Below are 17,571 nucleotides of genomic sequence, written 5' to 3' on the forward strand. Positions count from 1 at the left end.
AGGCCAGAGGGGGGTGTGACGGATCGCCACCTTTGGTCTGATCTTCGAGTAGCTGAGACGTCGGCGGGACAGCACCCCCCTCTGCCTTGCCAGGCATCTCCCCCGCAAGGGGGGAGATTGGCAGCTCCAACGCCTCACCCCTTCTGCGCCGTGCCGTCCAGATACTGCGTCAGCGCGCAGACCAGATGATAGAAGATGCTGGCCGGCACGTCCGATGCCAAGGAGCGGCCGCGTTCGTCGATGCGGTCGATCCACAGGCCGAGCGGCGCCGGGTCGATGTGCCAGCGGAATAGCCGGCCGACGCGCGCCTCGATTTCGGGCTTGAGGTCGGGACCGCCCGAGCCATCCAGCGCAATCGCCGCCTTGATCGCTTCCGCCTGCGGCCAGCTGCGCGATACGAGGTCGAGCGGCAGGCCCTGCCGGGAGACCGCACCGTAGGCAAGGCCGGTGGCGCGGTTGAGGCCGTTGGCGATAGCCGAGGCGTAGAGCTTGCGGGCAAAATTGCTCAACTCGCCCTGGCCGCTGCGGGCGACGAAATCGGTGAGCAGCGAGGCCCATTCGAAATGATGGCCGGGCTCGGTCCATGTGCCCTTCTCGCCGGCGGCCGGCTTCCACCCGGCGTCGAAATATTCGCCCAGCGTCCAGCTCTCGGCATCGAAGAAATGACTGCGGAAAAGGTCGATGATGCGCGCGGCGCGGCGCAGATAGGTGCGGTCGCCGGTCGCCTTATACCAGGCGAGGAAGGCCTCGAGCAGATGCATATGCGGGTTGGAGCGCCGCTCGCCCTCGCCATCGGATGTCTCGAGAAAGCCGGTCATGCGGCTGTCCTCGAGATGCGCGTCGAGGAACACGAAGGTCTCCTGGCCCAGCCGCAGCGCATCCGGATCGCCGCACATATGCGCATGCGCCAGCGCCAGCAGCACGCAGGAATGGTCGTAGGCATCCTCGGTTGGGTCGGCGACGGAGCCGTCGACATTGAGCGTGCGCACCCAGCCGCCCCGGTCCGTGCGGCCCTTGCCGGCCATGAAGGCGATGCCATGGGAGATCAGGCGATCGGCTGGACCGTCCCAGCCGCGGGCCTTGGCAACGGCGAAGGCGTAGACTTGCCTCGCCGTCGTGCGCATGCGCTTGGGCTTCAACAGCGCCTCGCCGTCGAAGCCGAGCGCCTCGTGGAAACCGCCATGACGCTCATCGACGCCTGAAGTCGACCACAGCGGCAAGGTCTCCTCGAACAGCCAGTGATGCACGCGCCGACGCCAGGCGCCGCTCTCGAGGACGCGGTCGTGTGCCGGCGTAAACCTGGTTTCCAGCCGTCCCGATTTCTCCAGCTGCTCGACGATCTTCTTGACGTGCTGGCTGTGACTGACCGGGGCAACGAAGGTGGCGTCCGCGGTCGAGACGATGGCGACATCCTTCATGCCGATCGCCGACAAAAGCCGGCCGTCGCTGCGGATGTAGGAGTTCTCGCAATCGATGGCGACGACATCGCCGACGACGACATTGCCCTTGGCGTCGGCAGGGCCGACATCAAGCAGCGACTGCCAGGAGCCGAGGTCGTTCCAGCGGAAGCCGGCCGGCACCATCGCGATGTCCTTGGCCCGTTCCATGATGGCGTAGTCGATCGAGTTCGACGGGATGGCGGCGTAGAGGTCGAGCGGCATATAGAGACCGGACAGGTCGCTCGTTGCGGCCTTGTAGGCGGTTTCGGTGGCCTGCCAGATGTCGGGTTGGAAGGTGGCGAAGGCGTCGCGCATGGCGCCGGCGCGAAACAGGAAAATGCCGGTGTTCCAGTAGAAGGTGCCCGCACTGAGATAGCTCTGCGCGGTGGCGAGGTCGGGCTTTTCGACGAAGCGCGACACGTCGAAGACGCCGCCGCTTTCGGCTGCGACTTCGATATACCCATAGCCGGTCTCGGGCTGCGCCGGCTTGATGCCGAACACCACCAGACGGCCGGCAAGCGCTGTCTGGCTGCCCGCCTCGACGCTCTGCCAGAACTGATTGGGCGTGGCGATTTCATGGTCTGACGGCACCACCAGCACCAGGCTGTCGCCGAACTCCGACAATGTGCGCAGCGCGGCCAGCGCCACGGCGGCAGCCGTGTTGCGCCCGGTCGGCTCGAACAGCGGGCCACCGCCGGCGAGGTCGAGGCCGGCAAGGTCGGCATGCACGCGCTCGGCATGGCGCTCGGCGGCGATCAGGAAGATCGGCGTTTCGCCCTCCGGCCGCGCCGTCAGCCGGCGCAGTGTCTTGGCCAGCATCGAGCCGTCGCCGGAAAGATCGTGGAACTGTTTCGGGTTGTCCTCGCGCGACAGCGGCCACAGCCGCGAACCGACACCGCCGCTCATGACAAAACTGACGATGCGCTCGGTCATGAAAGGTCCAATCAGAACGTCTGGTTGTAAGCGCCGACTTCGGGGCTGCGGCGCAGCACGGCGTCGACCGCCTCGAACATCTGCCGGCGGCGGTCGGACGATACCGGGCTTTCGACAACCACGACAAGCTCCGGCTTGTTCGACGACGCCCGTACCAGGCCCCAGGTGCCATCTTCGGCCACGATGCGCACGCCGTTGACGGTGATCAGGTCAGCGATCTTCTGGCCGGCAAAAGCCTTGCCGGCGCGCTGCATCGCCTGGAAGTCCGCCACCACCTGATCGACCACGCCGTATTTCACGTCATCGGCGCAATGCGGCGACATGGTCGGCGTGCCGAAGGTCAGCGGCAGCGCGCGATAGAGATCGGCCATCGAACTTGTGGGGTTGCGGACGAGCATCTCACATATGGCTATTGCCGTGATGAGACCGTCATCATAGCCGCGGCCGATCGGCGGATTGAAGAAGAAATGGCCCGACTTCTCGAAGCCGGCGACGGCGCCAAGCTCGGCGACGCGGCGCTTGATATAGGAATGGCCGGTCTTCCAATAATCGGTGACGGCGCCATTGGCTTGGAGCACGCTGTCAGTGTTGAACAGACCGGTCGACTTGACGTCGACGACGAAGGTCGAGCCGGGATATTGGGTTGATATGTCCCGCGCGAGCATGACGCCGACCTTGTCGGCAAAAATCTCGTTGCCCTCATTGTCGACCACGCCGCAACGGTCGCCGTCGCCATCGAAACCCAGGCCGACATGGGCACCTGTTTCCAGCACTTTGTCCCTGATGGCATGCAGCATCTGCATGTCTTCCGGGTTCGGGTTATAGCGCGGAAAACTGTGGTCGAGCTCGACATCGAGCGGGATCACCTCGCAACCGATGCGCTCCAGCGCCTGTGGCGCGAAGGCGCCGGCAGTGCCGTTGCCGCAAGCGGCCACAACCCTGAGCTTGCGCGCGATGTGCTTGTCCTGGGTCAGGTCGTCGAGATAGGTCTCGCGAAAACCGGCGACGAATTCGTAAGAGCCGCCGCCGGCAAGATCGAAGTCGCTCGACAGCACGATCTGTTTCAGTGCGCTCATCTCCTCCGGTCCGAAGGTGAGCGGCCTCGCCGCACCCATCTTGACTCCGGTCCAGCCATTCTCGTTGTGCGACGCCGTGACCATGGCGACGGATGGCACGTCGAGCGCGAATTGGGCGAAATAGGCCATGGGCGACAGCGCCAGGCCAATGTCTTTCACCTTTGCGCCCGCAGCCATCAGGCCGGAAACCAGCGCCAGCTTGATGGCAAGCGAATAGGAACGGAAATCATGCCCGGTGACGATGTCGGGACCCGCGCCAAGACGGCGGATCAAAGTGCCCAGGCCCATGCCCAACGCCTGGACGCCGATCAGGTTCAGGTCCGGCGGTTGCGTCGAACCGGCATGGCCAAACCACCAGCGCGCGTCGTATTCGCGAAAGCCGGACGCCTTGATCAGCGCTTCGGTTTCGAATTCGAAGCTGTTGGGCCGGGCGTCGCCTACGATTTTCAGGGGCAAGGCAGCAAAGCTCCAGATGGCGAAAACACGATCTATCGAGGCTGCGACTTAGCACACAAGGCTTTAAGCCGGGTTTATCCCGGGAGGGAAAGCCAAGCTTTGCGGCAATGCCCGACGAAAGCCAACGAAATGCGACAGAAGCGCTGCCATTGCCGCTTGCAGGAACGGTATGCGGCAGCTATAAGCCCGCGGTCTGGTCACGGAGTGTAGCGCAGCCTGGTAGCGCACCTCGTTCGGGACGAGGGGGTCGCAGGTTCAAATCCTGCCACTCCGACCAGAAAAAACAGACACTTAGGTGTTTGTTCTCCCGACCCACAAGATAGCTTGATGCAAACCGGCCGCGTCGGCGTCGCTGTCAGCATGGTGTTTTGACGCGACAACCTTCCGCGCTACCTCGATAATAGGAATGCCGCCGAGACAGCGGCCGGAACGAGGTTTGCGGAAGATGAATTTGTTGATTTCAAGCCGGCTGTCAGCGCTGCTCGCTTTGTCCCTGGCGGCAGGCTGCTCATCGTTGGGCAGCGCGGTGAACCCGGCGAAATACGACAGCATGACATGCGCCGAGCTCAACACCGCCGTAGGCGATACCGCGCGCGACATCTCGCAAACCGCCATCACCCGCGGCAAGGTCGCCAACACCAGCGTGCCGAACTGGCTGCTCGGCGGGGCACGCGTCAAGAGCGCCGTCGCCAACCGCGAGACGGCCAGGATCGAACGGCTGAAAGAGCGCGAGGCGGCCATTGTCGCCACGAGGACCAGCCGATGCCCCAGGTCAGCGGGCTGAGCGATTCGGCCCTGCCCTGTTGATTAACCTCACGCGACTATCTCAAGCACTCAACCGGAACCGGGTCACATCGATCGCCGCAGCCATCAGCGTCTGGGTGTAGGCGGCCTGCGGGTTGCTGAAGATCTCTTCCGTCGGGCCTTCCTCGACGATCTTGCCCTGCCTCATGACGATGATGTAGTCGGCCATGGCGCGCACCACGGAGAGATCGTGGCTGATGAAGAGGTAGGACAGTTCGTGGTCGGCCTGCAGCTTGCGCAGCAATTCGACGATCTGCTTCTGCACCGAGCGGTCGAGCGCCGAAGTCGGCTCGTCCAGCACCACCAGTTTGGGCTTCAGGATCACGGCACGCGCGATGGCGATGCGCTGGCGCTGGCCGCCGGAGAATTCGTGCGGGTAGCGGTTGCGTGCGTTGGGGTCGAGGCCGACCTCGAGCAAGGCCTCGACGGCGCGCTGATCGCGTTGCTTACCTGACAGGTTCGGCTCATGCACCAGAAGCCCTTCGGTGATGATCTGGCCGACGGTCATGCGCGGCGACAGCGAGCCGAACGGATCCTGGAAGACGAGTTGCATCTCACGTCGCAGCGGCCGCATCGCCTGGCGGTCGGCGGTGGAGATGTCGCGGTCGCCGAAGCGGATGACACCGTCGCTGGGCAACAGGCGCAGAAGTGCGCGGCCGAGCGTCGATTTTCCCGAACCGGATTCGCCGACTATACCGATGGTCTGGTTGCGCTTCAGCCGGATCGAAATGTGATCGACGGCGCGTAGCAGCAGCGGTTCGCCGGCAAGGAAGCCGCCGCCGATCTTGAAGGTCACTTCGACATTGCGGCCCTCCAGCAGCACAGGAGCGCTGGACGGCGGCGCCGCCTTGGTGCCGGTCGGTTCGGCGGCCAGCAGCATTTTGGTATAGGCATGCTGCGGGTTGGCGAAAAGTGCTTCCGCCTCGCCTTCCTCGACCACCTCGCCATAGCGCATGACATAGACGCGGTCGGCAAAGCGCCGGACGATGCCGAGATCGTGGGTGATAAAGACGATGGCCATGCCGAGCTTGCGCTGCAGTTCGGCGAGCAGCACCAGGATCTGCGCCTGGATGGTGACGTCGAGCGCCGTCGTCGGCTCGTCGGCGATCAGGATGTCGGGGTCGTTGGCCAATGCCATGGCGATCATGACGCGCTGGCGCTGGCCACCCGACATTTCGTGCGGATAGGATTTCATCCGCCGCTCGGGATCGGGGATATGCACCAGCCTGAGCAACTTGAGCGCCTCGTTCCGTGCCTCGGCTGCGTTCAGCCCGCGGTGCTTGCGGATCGGTTCGATAAGCTGGTTGCCGATCGAATAGAGCGGATCGAGCGAGGTCATCGGCTCCTGGAAGATCATGCTGATCTTGGCGCCGCGCACCTTGTTGAGGTCGGGCTTGCTCATGGTCAAAAGGTTGCGGCCGCGATAATCGACGTGACCCGTCGCCTCGCCGTTGGACGCCAGCAGGCTCATCGCCGCCATCATGGTCTGGCTCTTGCCGGATCCGGATTCGCCGACCACGGCAACGGTTTCACCTGCCTTGACGTGGATGTTGATGCCCTTGACCGCTTCGACCGCGCCGTCGAGCGTGCGGAAGCGGACGCGAAGGTCCTTGACGCTGAGGATCGTTTCGGGCGTTTCCATCGCAACGGTCCCCATCTTATCGGTCCCCATCTTTATCGGTCCCATCTTCATCGGTCTCTCGGATCGAGCGCGTCGCGCAGGCCGTCGCCGACGAAGTTCAGTGCAAACAGCGTCGACACGAGGAAGAAGGCGGGGAACAAAAGCAGCCAGTTGGCGGTGCCGATGTTCTTGGCGCCGACGGAGATGAGCACGCCCCAGCTGGTCATCGGTTCCTGCACGCCAAGGCCGAGGAAGGACAGGAAACTTTCCAGGATGATGACCTGCGGCACCAGCAGCGTCATGTAGATCACCACTGGTCCGAGCAGATTGGGGATGACATGGCGCAGCAGGATGCCGCGCTGGCCGACGCCCATGGCTTCGGCCGCCTGGACATACTCCTGCCGCCGGATCGACAGCGCCTGGCCGCGCACGATGCGCGCCATGTCGAGCCACAGCACCGCCCCGACCGCCAGGAACATCAGCACGAAATTGCGGCCGAAGAACACCACCAGCATGATGACAAAGAAAATGAAGGGCAAGGAATAGAGCACGTCGACGATGCGCATCATCACCTCGTCGATCTTGCCGCCGGAAAAGCCGGCCGCCGCCCCGTAGAGGACGCCGATGACCACGGCGACAATGCCGGCAAGCAGGCCGATGGCCAGCGAGATGCGCCCTGCCATCAGCGTTCGCGAGAGAAGATCGCGACCGGTGTTGTCGGTGCCGAACAGGAAGTACTGCTGTTTGACCGACGCAGTCATAGTCAATTCGAGCCCGTCGGCCGATTTGCTCTCTATCTTGGTATCGTCGAAGGCATCGGAGCGGTCGAGATAGCGGATGTTGCGGTCGTCGATCGGTCTGGTCGAGGTGACGGTGACGGTGACGCGACTGCCGTCCAGTTTCCACTCCTTGATGTCGACGCGCATGCGCTTGATGGCATCCTTGAGCGCCGTCTCGATCATGTCGGGCTTCGGATAGGCTGAAAAGCTTGGCGGCGTGCGCACATAGTCGGCATAGATGGTGGTGTACTGATGCGGCACGAACCAGGGGCCGAAGATGCTGATGACGCCAATGAAGGCCAGGTAATAGAGGCTGAACATGGCGGCGCGGTTGGCTTTGAGGCGCGCCCATGCGTCGCCCCAGAGCGAGCGGCCGACGACGGCCGGCGGAGCGGCGGCGGCTGTGATGTCAGTCATAGCGCACCCTCAGTCATAGCGTACCCTCGGATCGACGACCGCGTACATGACGTCGACGATCAGGTTGAAGACGATGGTGAAGAGCGCGATCACCACCACGGTCCCCATCACCAGCGTGTAGTCGCGGTTGAGCGCGGCATCGACGAAATAGCGGCCGACACCGGGAATGGAGAAGATGGTCTCGACGATGACCGAACCGGTGAGCAGCGCCGCGGCTGCCGGGCCGGTGAAGGAAACGATCGGCAGGATGGCGCCGCGCAGCGCGTGCTTGACCACCACCGACCAGTCGGAGAGGCCGAGCGCACGCGCCGTTCGGATATGATGCGAACGCAAGCTCTCGATCATCGACCCGCGCATCAGGCGGGCAACGATGGCGATCTGCGGCAAGGCCAGCGTCAGCACCGGGCCGATCTTGTTGATCAATGCGCCATCACCCCAGCCGCCGATCGGCAACAGCTTCCAGGTCAATCCGAACACCAGCTGAATCACAGGAGCGATGACGAAGGTGGGGATAGTGCTGCCGGCGGTCGCCAGCGCAATCACCGTATAGTCGCCAAGCTTGTTCTGGTTGAGCGCGGCGATGGTGCCGAGCACCGAACCAAGCAGCAGCGCCAGGATCAGCGCGGAGGTGCCGAGCTGGACCGATATCGGCAGCCCCTTGGCAAACAGTTCGGTGACGGTGAAGTCAGGCAAATTGTAGCTCGGCCCGAAATTGCCGCGCAGGAGATTGCCGAGATAGTGGGCATATTGCAGCCAGAGCGGATCGTCGAGGCCGAACTGTGCTTCCAGATTGGCCCTGATCTCGGGACTGAGGCCCCGCTCCTGATTGAAAGGGCCGCCCGGTGCGACGCGTATCAGGAAGAACGCCATGGTCACGATGACGAACAGCGTCGGAATGGCGGTCAAAAGCCGCCGTAAGATGTATCGCAGCATCGGCGCCCCGCTTCGGCCAGAGCGACATACGTCCATACGGACGCATTGCCACGCTCCGGCGCCAAATCTTCGCACCGGGCTTGCCGAAAATCGACCACGACTTTCGGACCGGTGCGATGACCGACCAGTCCGCCGCGCCCAAATGGGGCGCGGCGGTCCAGTCAAGGATGATTATCAGTCCTTGGAGACGAAGCGGGACGGATGGATGTCCATCACATTGTCATCGAAGCCATGCAGCTTCGAGGAAACGATATCGTGGAAGCTGTAGTAGAGAAGCGGAATGTTGCCGACGTCATCGACAAGGATGCGCTCGGCCTCGGTGAGGTCCTTCATGCGCTCTTCCGGCTTGCCGCCGGCAGCCGCGGCCTTGTCCATGGCCGCCTCATATGCCGGGCTGACGTAGTTCGAATAGTTGTTGCCGCTGGCCTTGCGGGTGATGCCGAGGAAGGTCTCGGGATCCTTGTAGTCGGCGATCCAGGCGGCACGCGCCACGTCGTAGTTGCCCTTCTGCTCGAGGAAGGAATAGTGGGTCTTGGTATCGGTGTTGAGCAGCGTGATCTCGACGCCAAGCGGCTTCAACTGTTCCTGGATGGCAACCGCGGTGTTCTTGTGGTTTTCCGAGGTGTTGTAGCGGATCTCCATCTTCAGCGGATGCTCGGGCGTATAGCCGAGTTTCTCAAGGATCTTCTTGGCGGCGTCCTCGCGGTCGATCTGCGGCATGTCGGCGTATTTGGCCATTGCCGGCGTGTAGCCGGCGATGCCCGGAGGCACCATCGAATAGCCAGGCAGCATGGAATTCTGCCAGACCTTTTCGGCCAGGAAGTCGCGGTCGATAGCCATCGAGATGGCGTTGCGCAGCTCGACATTGTCCCAGGGCGCCTTGTCGGTCTTGATCGCGTAATAATAGGTGCCGAGATACGGTCCGACGCGGACCTGATCGCCGAACTTGGTCTTGAGGTCAGCGAGCTGTTCGGTCGGCAGGTCGCCGTAGCTGTCGAGTTCGCCGGCCTCGAAGCGCTTCATCGCCGAAGAGCGGTCTTCGGTCGGGATGTAGTTGACGACGTCCATCTTGACGGTCGCGGCATCCCAGAATTTCGGATTCTTGACCAGCTTCATGTGGTCGTTGGGAATCCACTCGGCCAATGTATAGGCGCCGTTCGAAACGAGATTGCCCGCCTTGATCCAGTCGGCGCCGAGCTTGTCGATCGAGGCCTTGTTGACCGGGTAGGTAGCCTGGTGGGTCAGCATCTCCAGGAAGTATGGCGTCGGCGCCTTCAGCGTCACTTCCAGGGTGTTGGCGTCGATCGCCTTGACGCCCATGTCCTCGGGCTTGCCTTTCTTGGTGTTGACTTCCTCGGCGTTCTTCACGGGATAGAGCATGGAAGCGTATTCGGCGGCGGTCGCCGGATCCTCCAGCCTACGGAAGGAATAGACGAAGTCGTCCGCCGTCACCGGGCTGCCATCCGACCACAAGCCGTCCTTGCGCAGCTTGAAGGTGTAGACGGTGCCGTCATCAGATACCGTCCAGCTTTCGGCGGCGCCCGGGATGAGGTTCGTCTTCTGATCGTGCATGACCAGTCCCTGGAACAGGTCGCGTATGATATCGGCTTCGTAGACGGTCGAGGTCTTGTGCGGATCGACCGTCTCCGCTTCGGCGGCGCTGCCTCTGTTATAGACGGTCTCGGCAAGGGCCGGCGTCAGGAACGTGCCTGCGGCAAAGGTCATGGTCGCGGCGACAAGCGTCGCCTTCAGCATATTTTTCAGCATGAAGTCTCTCCCTGTGGCGCTGCCCATCGGCTGCGCCTTACGAGTGTTGACGCCCCGGAACCGATTTCTGGCCCCTTCGAGCGCGCCGCCGGTTCCCGTTCCGGCAGCTGGTGGCAGGAGACTAGACAGACGGAAATATTATTTCAACCGAGTCTTGCTTGACGCTAAGTGAGCATCCTCACCCTAAACCAGCCATAGCTAATCTATACTATCAGGTTCAATTGGGTGCAGCTTGCGGTTGTCCTGCAATTTTGCATTTTGCCCTCAGCAGTTGTCATTAGCGCAACCATCTGGAAACATTCCAGGAATGCAGTTCGTGGCGAAGCTCAACGAAAGTACCTAAGAAGCCCGAAAATGAAAAACGTGGCGCCGGTGACGTTGCGCGGATCACTCGGCACGGTTGCATGCGGACTCGATCTTTTTTGAAGCCGGACGGCGTCCCTGAAAGATCAGCCAACCTTGCCGACAAACCAGCCCAGGGCCGGCAGCAACAGCCCCTCCTCCTGCAGGACGGCACCGCCACCCAGAGCGATCGCCTCGACAGGCTGGAGATCCGGCGGCAGCCGCCAGTCGGCCGGCTTGTCGGCGAAATTGAAGACGCAGGGCAATATCTCGTCCTCGCCCTGCCGGATGAAGGCAAGGACATCGCCGTCGGTATCGAGAAAGCGGATCGGGCCCTTGACCAGCGCCAGATGCGCCTTGCGCAAGGCGAGCATCGTCCGGTAGCCGGCGAGCACGGACTTGTCGTCGGCGTTCTGGATATCGACCGCCCGAGCGCGGTGGCTTTCCGGCACCGGCAGCCAGGGTTTTCCCGAGGAAAAACCGGCATTGTCGGCGCCCGCTTCCCAGACCATCGGTGTGCGGCAGCCGTCCCTGCCCTTTACCCCCGGCCAGAAACGGATGCCGACGGGATCGCGCAGATCCTCGAAGGTCAGTTCCGCCTCCTCCAGCCCAAGCTCTTCGCCTTGGTAGAGACAGATCGAGCCCCGCAGGCAGGAGAGCAAAGCGATAGCGAATGTCGCCACCGCATCTGGATCGCCGCCCGGCCGCGTCCAGCGGCTGACATGGCGCACGACATCGTGGTTGGAGAACGCCCAGCAGACCCAGCCGTCGGCGACAGCTGCCTCGAAGGCCTCGACGCAGCCGCGCACATGGGCGGCTGAGAATTGCTGACCGAGCAGGTCGAAGGTGTAGCACATGTTGAGCTTGTCGCCGCCGGATGTGTAGGCGGCCAGCGTCTGCAGCGAACGGCCTTCGTCGCCGACCTCGCCGACACTGGCGCGGCCGTCATATTCGTCGAGCAAAGCGCGGAAGCGCCTGAGGAAACCGAGGTTTTCCGGTTGCGTCTTGTCGAACAGATGCTCCTGGAAGAGATAGGTGTTGGTTTCGCCATTGGTGCCGGCGACGCTCGACGCCAGCGGCGGATTGCTGCGCAGCCAGCGGTCGTGGACATAGTAGTTGACCGTATCCAGGCGGAAGCCGTCGACGCCGCGCTCGAGCCAGAACCGCACCGTCTGCAACAACGCGTCTTGAACCTCAGGATTGTGGAAGTTGAGGTCCGGCTGCGAGGCGAGGAAATTGTGCATGTAGTATTGCCGGCGGGTCGCGTCCCACTCCCAGGCCGGGCCGCCGAAGACCGACAGCCAGTTGTTGGGCGCGTTGCCGTCCGGCCTGGTGTCGGCCCAGACATACCAGTCAGCCTTGGGATTATCCTTGCTGGCACGGCTCTCTACAAACCATTCGTGCTTGTCGGAGGAGTGCGACAACACCTGATCGATGATCACCTTCAGGCCGAGCCTGTGCGCCTCGGCAACCAGCGCGTCAAAGTCGTCGAGCGTGCCGAACATCGGATCGACCGCCTGATAGTCGGAGACGTCGTAGCCCATATCGGCCATTGGCGATTTGAAGAAGGGCGACAGCCAGACGGCGTCGACGCCGAGCGAGGCGACGTGCGCCAGCCGTGAGGTGATGCCTGAGAGGTCGCCGCTGCCGTCGCCGGTGGTGTCCTGGAAGGAGCGAGGATAGATCTGGTAGATGACGCAGCCGCGCCACCAGTCGGCGCTCTGTTCGGGTCCCGGCTGGGCATTGTCGTCGGCCATCACGGACCCTTCCTGGCGCGGGCCTTTGCGGTCCGGCGCTCGATCATGAAACTGACACTGCGGCCGGGCAGCGGCCACGCGAGGTCGACCGCTTGCGCTTCAACAGCCGGCTGCCATTCAAACCCTTGCCGCGCGGGCAGCGTGAAGACGCATTGGCGGCGATCGCCATTGACGATCACAGCCAGGCGGCCTTCCCCGCCATCGCCGAGCAGCATGACGAGGCGATGGCGCGAGCCATCGTTCCAGTCGGCTTCGCCGAGCGGCGCGCCGGTCTCGGTCAGCCAGGCGACGTCGGGCGTTTCAGAACCGGCCGGCGGCTCTCCGGTCAGGAAGCGCGTATCGGAAAGCGCCGGCACCGCGCCGCGCAGAGCTGCGAGCGCGGACACATGGGCTTCCAGCCCGACGTCGCGCCCGGCCCAGTCGAGCCAGGTGATGGCGTTGTCCTGCGCATAGGCGTTGTTGTTGCCCCCTTGCGTGCGGCCGAATTCATCGCCCGCCGTCAGCATGATGGTGCCGCGCGAGGCGAACAGAGTGGCGAGCAGCGCGAAGCGATCATGGGAACGGGCCTCGGCAATCGCCTTGTCCGAGGTTTCGCCCTCGACGCCGTTGTTCCAGGACAGGTTCTCATTGTGGCCGTCGCGGTTCTTCTCGCCATTGGCCTGGTTGTGCTTGGCTTCATAGGCGACGATATCGGCCAGCGTCATGCCATCGTGCGCGGCGATGAAGTTGACCGTGCGGCTGGCGGATTGGCCCTCCCTGCCGAACACATCGGAGGAGCCGGCGAGCCTTGTCGCCAGCGCACCGACCGCGCCGGCATCGCCGCGCCAGAAGCGCCTGACGTCGTCGCGGTAGCGGTCGTTCCATTCGAGGTAAGGCGGCCGGAAATTGCCGAGCTGATAGCCATTCGGGCCGATGTCCCAGGGCTCGGCGATCAGCACCCTGTCGGCAAGGATGGGATCGGTTGCGATGGTTTCGAGCAACGGGGCTGCCGGATCGAATGCGCCATCGACGCGACCGAGGACCGGCGCCAGGTCGAAGCGGAAACCGTCGACGCCGGCTTGGCGGACGAAATGGCGCAGCGTGTCGAGTACCATGTCACGAACGACCGGATGGTCGCAGGCGATGGTATTGCCGGTGCCGGTATCGTTGGCCAACCTGCCGTCCGGCTCGCTGCGGTAGTAGGCTTGATTGTCGAGGCCGCGCAGCGACAGCGTCGGCCCGAGCCGGTCACTTTCGCCGGTATGATTGAAGACGAGATCGAGGATGGTGCCAATGCCAACCCTGCGCAGCACCCCCACAGTATCGCGCAACTCGGCGAGGCCGCCGGGCGCCAGGCGCGGGTCGAGCGCCATGAAGGTGACTGGGTTGTAGCCCCAGGCATTGCTGAGGCCCAGCGGCGGCAAATGGCGCTCATCGACCCATGCCGTCACGGGCATCAGCTCAACGGCGGAGACGCCGATCTTCTTGAGATGTTCGACGATAGCCGGATGGGCAAGGGCTGCAATGGTGCCGCGCTGCGCTTCGGGCACGTCCGGATGCAGCCTGGTGAAGGAGCGGACGTTCAGTTCGTAGATCAGGCCGCCTGGCTGGAACAAAGGCGGCTTGGCCGGCAGCGGCTTCGGTTGAGCCCGCGCGATGGTCTTCGGCATCAGTGGCGCGGTGTCGGCGCCTTCGTTGCGCCGGGCGGCAAGCCGCCAATGATGCTGGTAGGGCCGGTCTATCTCGACGGCGTAGGGATCAGTGAGCAGCTTGTCGGGATCGAACCACAGCCCGCGCTCCGGCGCATATTCGCCGTCGGCGCGAAAGCCGTAGCGCGTACCCGCGGCAAGGCCGGCGACGAACAGCGCATGGACGCCCTCGCTTTCCGGCTGAAGTTCGAGCCGGTCGATTTCACGGGCGCCGGTGTCGTCGAAGATCGACACCCACAGGCGCCGCGCGGATGACGACCAGGCGGCGAAGCGGATGCCTTCGGGAGTGACGGTTGCGCCGAGCTGGGTCATCGGCGCATCCTCCACTCTCCCCCTTGTGGGGAGGGTCGCGAACGAAGTGAGCGGGGTGGGGGTCGGCGCGGGGAAAGCGCTTTACGAGCACCCCCAACCCGATCCGCTGCGCGGATCGACCCTCCCCACAAGGGGGAGGGTAAAGACGTCACCACCCTCAAGTAATCACGCTCGGCTTGTTGCGCCCGGTGTGGCTCTTGATCCCGGCGATCTCATCGGCAGCCGCGATCAGGTCAGCGAGCGCCTCTTGCGTGTCGAGATCATGCCGCGCTCTGTCCGGCTCGTAGCGCTCGATGTAGACGCGCAGCGTAGCACCCGACGTGCCGGTGCCGGACAAACGAAACACGACACGCGAGCCGCCTTCGAACAGGATGCGGATGCCCTGGTTCTTGCTCACCGAACCGTCGACGGGATCGTGATAGGCGAAGTCGTCGGCATTGGCGATCTTCAGGCCGCGCACGCTGGTGCCGGGCAGCGAAGCGAGCTTGGCGCGCAACTCGTCGACCAGGGCGTTGGCGCGCTCGGTTTCGACCTCCTCATAGTCATGACGTGAATAGTAATTGCGGCCGTAGGTCGCCCAATGTTCGGTGACGACGTCCTTGCAGCTTTCGCCGCGCACGGCCAGGATGTTCAGCCACAACAGCACCGCCCACAGCCCGTCCTTTTCACGGACATGGTTCGAGCCGGTGCCGGCGCTTTCCTCGCCGCAGATCGTTGCCATGCCGGCATCGAGCAGATTGCCGAAGAACTTCCAACCGGTCGGCGTTTCGTAGATGCCGATGCCGAGCTGTTCGGCGACGCGGTCGGCAGCGCCGCTGGTCGGCATCGAGCGGGCGATGCCTTTGAGGCCGTCCTTGTAGCCCGGCGCCAATTGCGCATTGGCGGCAAGCATGGCCACCGAATCCGACGGGGTGACGAAAATGCCCTTGCCGATGATGAGATTGCGGTCGCCGTCGCCGTCGGAAGCGGCGCCGAAATCGGGCGCATCCGGTCCCATCATCTCGTCATAGAGATGCTTGGCGTGGACCAGGTTCGGATCCGGGTGATGGCCGCCGAAATCCGGCAGCGGCTTGTAGTTGCGGCAGGTGCCATTCTCCGCGCCGAGCCGGCGCTCGAGGATTTCCTTGGCATACGGGCCGGTGACCGCATGCATGGCGTCGAAGCGCATGCGGAAGCCGTATTTGAAATTGGCGCGGATGGCGTCGAAGTCGAACAGGCTCTCCATCAATTCGGCATAGTCGGTGACCGGGTCGATAATCTCGACCGCCATGCCGCCGGCGGTCACCGTGCCGATCTTGTCAATGTCGATCTGGTCGATGTCAACCGTCTTGAAGCTCGAAATCGTCTTGGTCTTTTCGAAGATCGCGTCGGTCAGCTTTTCCGGCGCCGGGCCGCCATTGCCGGCATTGTACTTGATGCCGAAATCCTCGTGCGGGCCGCCCGGATTGTGACTGGCCGACAGGATGATGCCGCCGAAGGTCTTGTATTTGCGGATGACATGCGACGCCGCCGGCGTCGACAATATGCCGCCCTGCCCGACCATCACCTTGCCGAAGCCGTTGGCCGCCGCCATGGCGATGGCCTTCTGGATGACCTCGCGGTTGTAGAAGCGGCCGTCGCCGCCGATCACCAGCGTCTTGCCCTCAAAGCCCTCCAGCGCGTCGAAGATCGACTGGATGAAGTTCTCGGCATAGTGCTCCTGCTGAAAGACAGGCACCTTCTTGCGCAGGCCGGACGTGCCGGGTTTCTGGTCGAGATAGGGTTTGGTGGCGACGGTCCGGATCATGCTTCAGGCAACCCTTTTCGAAAGCAGCAGGCGGTAGAGTTCAACGTATTTGTCGGCGCTCTTGTCCCAGGAGACATCGGCCTTCATGCCCTGGCGCTGGATCTGTTCCCAGACGGCCGGGCTCGAATGCGCATCGACCAGCCGGCGGATGGCGTGCAGCATGGCGCCGCCATTGTTGGGCGCGAACTGGAAGCCGGTGGCGACACCGGCCGAGATCGCTGCTTCATTGGCGTCGATGATGGTGTCGGCAAGGCCGCCGGTGCGGGCGACGACCGGCACGCAGCCATAGCGCAGGCCGTAAAGCTGGGTCAGCCCGCAAGGCTCGAAGCGCGACGGGATGACGATGGCGTCGCAGCCGCCCTGCATGGTGTGGGAAAGCCCCTCGTCATAGCCGACGACGACGCCGACACGGCCGCGATGGCGGGCGGTGGCAGCCAGCAGCGCGCCTTCCAGGCCGGCGTCGCCTGAGCCAAGGATCGCCAGCCGCGCGCCGGTGGCGACGACGCCGTCGACCACAGCCGCCAGTATGTCCATGCCCTTCTGCCAGGTCAGCCGGCTGACGACGCAGACGATCGGACTGTCGTCGCGCTCGAGGCTGAAGCGGTCCTCGACAACCGCCCGGTTGGGAAGGCGAGCCTTCAGCGTCGCGGCGGAGTAGGCCGACACCAGATGCTTGTCGGTCTCCGGGTTCCAGATGTCGGTGTCGATGCCGTTGACGATGCCGTAGAGGTCGGAAGAGCGCATGTTGATGAGGCCGTCGAGGCCCATGCCGAATTCCGGCGAGCGGATTTCCTGGGCATAGGTGGGGCTCACCGTTGTGATCGCCCAGGCCGCCTGCAGGCCGGCCTTGAGGAAGCCGACGCCGCCATAATATTCGACGCCGTCGAGCGCCATCGCCGCGGCCGGCAAGCCGAGCTCGCCAAAAATGCCGGCGCCGAACTGACCCTGGAAGGCAAGGTTGTGAACGGTGATCAGCGACGGTACGCCGACCGCCTTGCCGTAGCGCATGTAAGCCAGCGTCATCGCCGACTGCCAGTCATGGGCGTGCACCAGGTCGGGCTGGTAGCCGGAGATGGCGCCGCCGGCGATATCGCCGCCGACCTGGCTCAGCGCAGCAAAACGCCGCCAATTGTCGGGCCAATCGGCGCCCGCCGCATTGCCGTAGGGGCCGCCCGGACGGTCGTAGAGATGCGGCGCGTCGAGCACGAACAGGTCGAGCCCGGCGATCTTGACGGCATGGACCGAAGCCTTGCCGCCCTGCAGCAGCGGATATTGGTAGACGGCTTTCTTTTTCTTGAAGGCGTCCATCACCTGGGGAAAGCCAGGGATGAGCGTGCGCATGGTCACGCCCTTGGCGGCCAGCGCGATCGGCAATGCGCCGGTCACATCGGCAAGTCCGCCGGTCTTGACCAGCGGGAATATTTCGGGCGTGACCGACAGAACCTGCATGCGTCTATGGTA

At 63.7% G+C, this 17,571-nt stretch carries 11 protein-coding genes, 1 tRNA gene and 1 pseudogene; 2 read left to right on the forward strand and 11 right to left on the reverse strand.

What is annotated here, in order from left to right:
* Positions 1 to 134 precede the first annotated feature (134 nt).
* Both NLY33_RS27045 and NLY33_RS27050 read right to left on the reverse strand, forming a co-directional pair.
* Complete coding sequence (locus NLY33_RS27045) at positions 135 to 2,372, reverse strand: mannose-1-phosphate guanylyltransferase/mannose-6-phosphate isomerase (RefSeq protein ID WP_023705461.1); 2,238 nt, start codon at positions 2,370 to 2,372, stop codon at positions 135 to 137.
* Positions 2,373 to 2,383: 11 nt separating this feature from the next.
* Positions 2,384 to 3,904 carry a phosphomannomutase/phosphoglucomutase gene (locus tag NLY33_RS27050; RefSeq protein WP_023705462.1) on the reverse strand — a complete coding sequence of 507 codons (1,521 nt, stop codon included), beginning with the start codon at positions 3,902 to 3,904 and terminating at the stop codon, positions 2,384 to 2,386.
* A gap of 200 nt (positions 3,905 to 4,104) precedes the next feature.
* Here NLY33_RS27050 and NLY33_RS27055 point away from each other — a divergent pair.
* Positions 4,105 to 4,181: transfer RNA gene (locus NLY33_RS27055), tRNA-Pro, on the forward strand.
* Between the two features lie 14 nt (positions 4,182 to 4,195).
* On the opposite strand, the gene NLY33_RS27060 is transcribed toward NLY33_RS27055, so the two are convergent.
* A complete protein-coding gene (locus tag NLY33_RS27060; RefSeq protein WP_198020349.1) occupies positions 4,196 to 4,456 on the reverse strand; it encodes a hypothetical protein in 261 nt (86 codons plus the stop codon).
* Between NLY33_RS27060 and NLY33_RS27065 the strand changes: the two genes are divergently transcribed.
* The gene (locus NLY33_RS27065) at positions 4,455 to 4,688 is read left to right on the forward strand and encodes a hypothetical protein (RefSeq protein ID WP_348528041.1); all 234 of its coding nucleotides are present in this window, start codon (positions 4,455 to 4,457) and stop codon (positions 4,686 to 4,688) included. The two genes, NLY33_RS27060 and NLY33_RS27065, sit on opposite strands and share 2 nt — an antisense overlap.
* Positions 4,689 to 4,730: 42 nt before the next feature.
* Here NLY33_RS27065 and NLY33_RS27070 read toward each other — a convergent pair whose 3' ends face one another.
* From NLY33_RS27070 to glgA, 8 genes and pseudogenes are all read right to left on the reverse strand, one after another.
* The gene (locus tag NLY33_RS27070) at positions 4,731 to 6,350 is read right to left on the reverse strand and encodes an ABC transporter ATP-binding protein (protein WP_023705464.1); all 1,620 of its coding nucleotides are present in this window, start codon (positions 6,348 to 6,350) and stop codon (positions 4,731 to 4,733) included.
* Between the two features lie 47 nt (positions 6,351 to 6,397).
* A complete protein-coding gene (locus NLY33_RS27075; RefSeq protein WP_023705465.1) occupies positions 6,398 to 7,525 on the reverse strand; it encodes an ABC transporter permease in 1,128 nt (375 codons plus the stop codon).
* A 9-nt stretch (positions 7,526 to 7,534) separates the two neighbouring features.
* Entirely contained in the window at positions 7,535 to 8,458 is a 924-nt protein-coding gene (locus tag NLY33_RS27080; protein WP_023684574.1) for an ABC transporter permease subunit, read from the reverse strand.
* Positions 8,459 to 8,884: 426 nt separating this feature from the next.
* Positions 8,885 to 10,252: pseudogene (locus NLY33_RS27085) on the reverse strand (peptide ABC transporter substrate-binding protein); the annotation flags it as partial.
* A 422-nt stretch (positions 10,253 to 10,674) separates the two neighbouring features.
* Entirely contained in the window at positions 10,675 to 12,324 is a 1,650-nt protein-coding gene (gene bglA, locus NLY33_RS27090) for a beta-galactosidase BglA (protein WP_023705466.1), read from the reverse strand.
* Positions 12,324 to 14,324, reverse strand: a complete 2,001-nt coding sequence (glgX, locus tag NLY33_RS27095) for a glycogen debranching protein GlgX (protein ID WP_023705467.1) — start codon at positions 14,322 to 14,324, stop codon at positions 12,324 to 12,326. The genes bglA and glgX overlap by 1 nt, the downstream gene beginning before the upstream one ends.
* 157 nt (positions 14,325 to 14,481) lie before the next feature.
* Entirely contained in the window at positions 14,482 to 16,110 is a 1,629-nt protein-coding gene (locus NLY33_RS27100; protein WP_023708425.1) for an alpha-D-glucose phosphate-specific phosphoglucomutase, read from the reverse strand.
* Between the two features lie 3 nt (positions 16,111 to 16,113).
* The gene (gene glgA, locus NLY33_RS27105; protein WP_023705469.1) at positions 16,114 to 17,559 is read right to left on the reverse strand and encodes a glycogen synthase GlgA; all 1,446 of its coding nucleotides are present in this window, start codon (positions 17,557 to 17,559) and stop codon (positions 16,114 to 16,116) included.
* Positions 17,560 to 17,571 lie beyond the last annotated feature (12 nt).

Origin of the sequence: Mesorhizobium sp. C432A, assembly GCF_030323145.1 — a bacterium.
In the GTDB taxonomy this organism is placed as follows: Bacteria; Pseudomonadota; Alphaproteobacteria; order Rhizobiales; family Rhizobiaceae; genus Mesorhizobium.

Bases quoted from the DNA above. Each gene is read 5' to 3' on its own strand.
- NLY33_RS27045 (WP_023705461.1), bottom strand. From the start codon at position 2,372: ATGACCGAGCGCATCGTCAGTTTTGTCATGAGCGGCGGTGTCGGTTCG.
- NLY33_RS27065 (WP_348528041.1), top strand. From the start codon at position 4,455: ATGACATGCGCCGAGCTCAACACCGCCGTAGGCGATACCGCGCGCGAC.
- NLY33_RS27060 (WP_198020349.1), bottom strand. From the start codon at position 4,456: ATGCTGTCGTATTTCGCCGGGTTCACCGCGCTGCCCAACGATGAGCAG.
- NLY33_RS27070 (WP_023705464.1), bottom strand. From the start codon at position 6,350: ATGGAAACGCCCGAAACGATCCTCAGCGTCAAGGACCTTCGCGTCCGC.
- NLY33_RS27075 (WP_023705465.1), bottom strand. From the start codon at position 7,525: ATGACTGACATCACAGCCGCCGCCGCTCCGCCGGCCGTCGTCGGCCGC.
- NLY33_RS27080 (WP_023684574.1), bottom strand. From the start codon at position 8,458: ATGCTGCGATACATCTTACGGCGGCTTTTGACCGCCATTCCGACGCTG.
- bglA (WP_023705466.1), bottom strand. From the start codon at position 12,324: ATGGCCGACGACAATGCCCAGCCGGGACCCGAACAGAGCGCCGACTGG.
- glgX (WP_023705467.1), bottom strand. From the start codon at position 14,324: ATGACCCAGCTCGGCGCAACCGTCACTCCCGAAGGCATCCGCTTCGCC.
- NLY33_RS27100 (WP_023708425.1), bottom strand. From the start codon at position 16,110: ATGATCCGGACCGTCGCCACCAAACCCTATCTCGACCAGAAACCCGGC.
- glgA (WP_023705469.1), bottom strand. From the start codon at position 17,559: ATGCAGGTTCTGTCGGTCACGCCCGAAATATTCCCGCTGGTCAAGACC.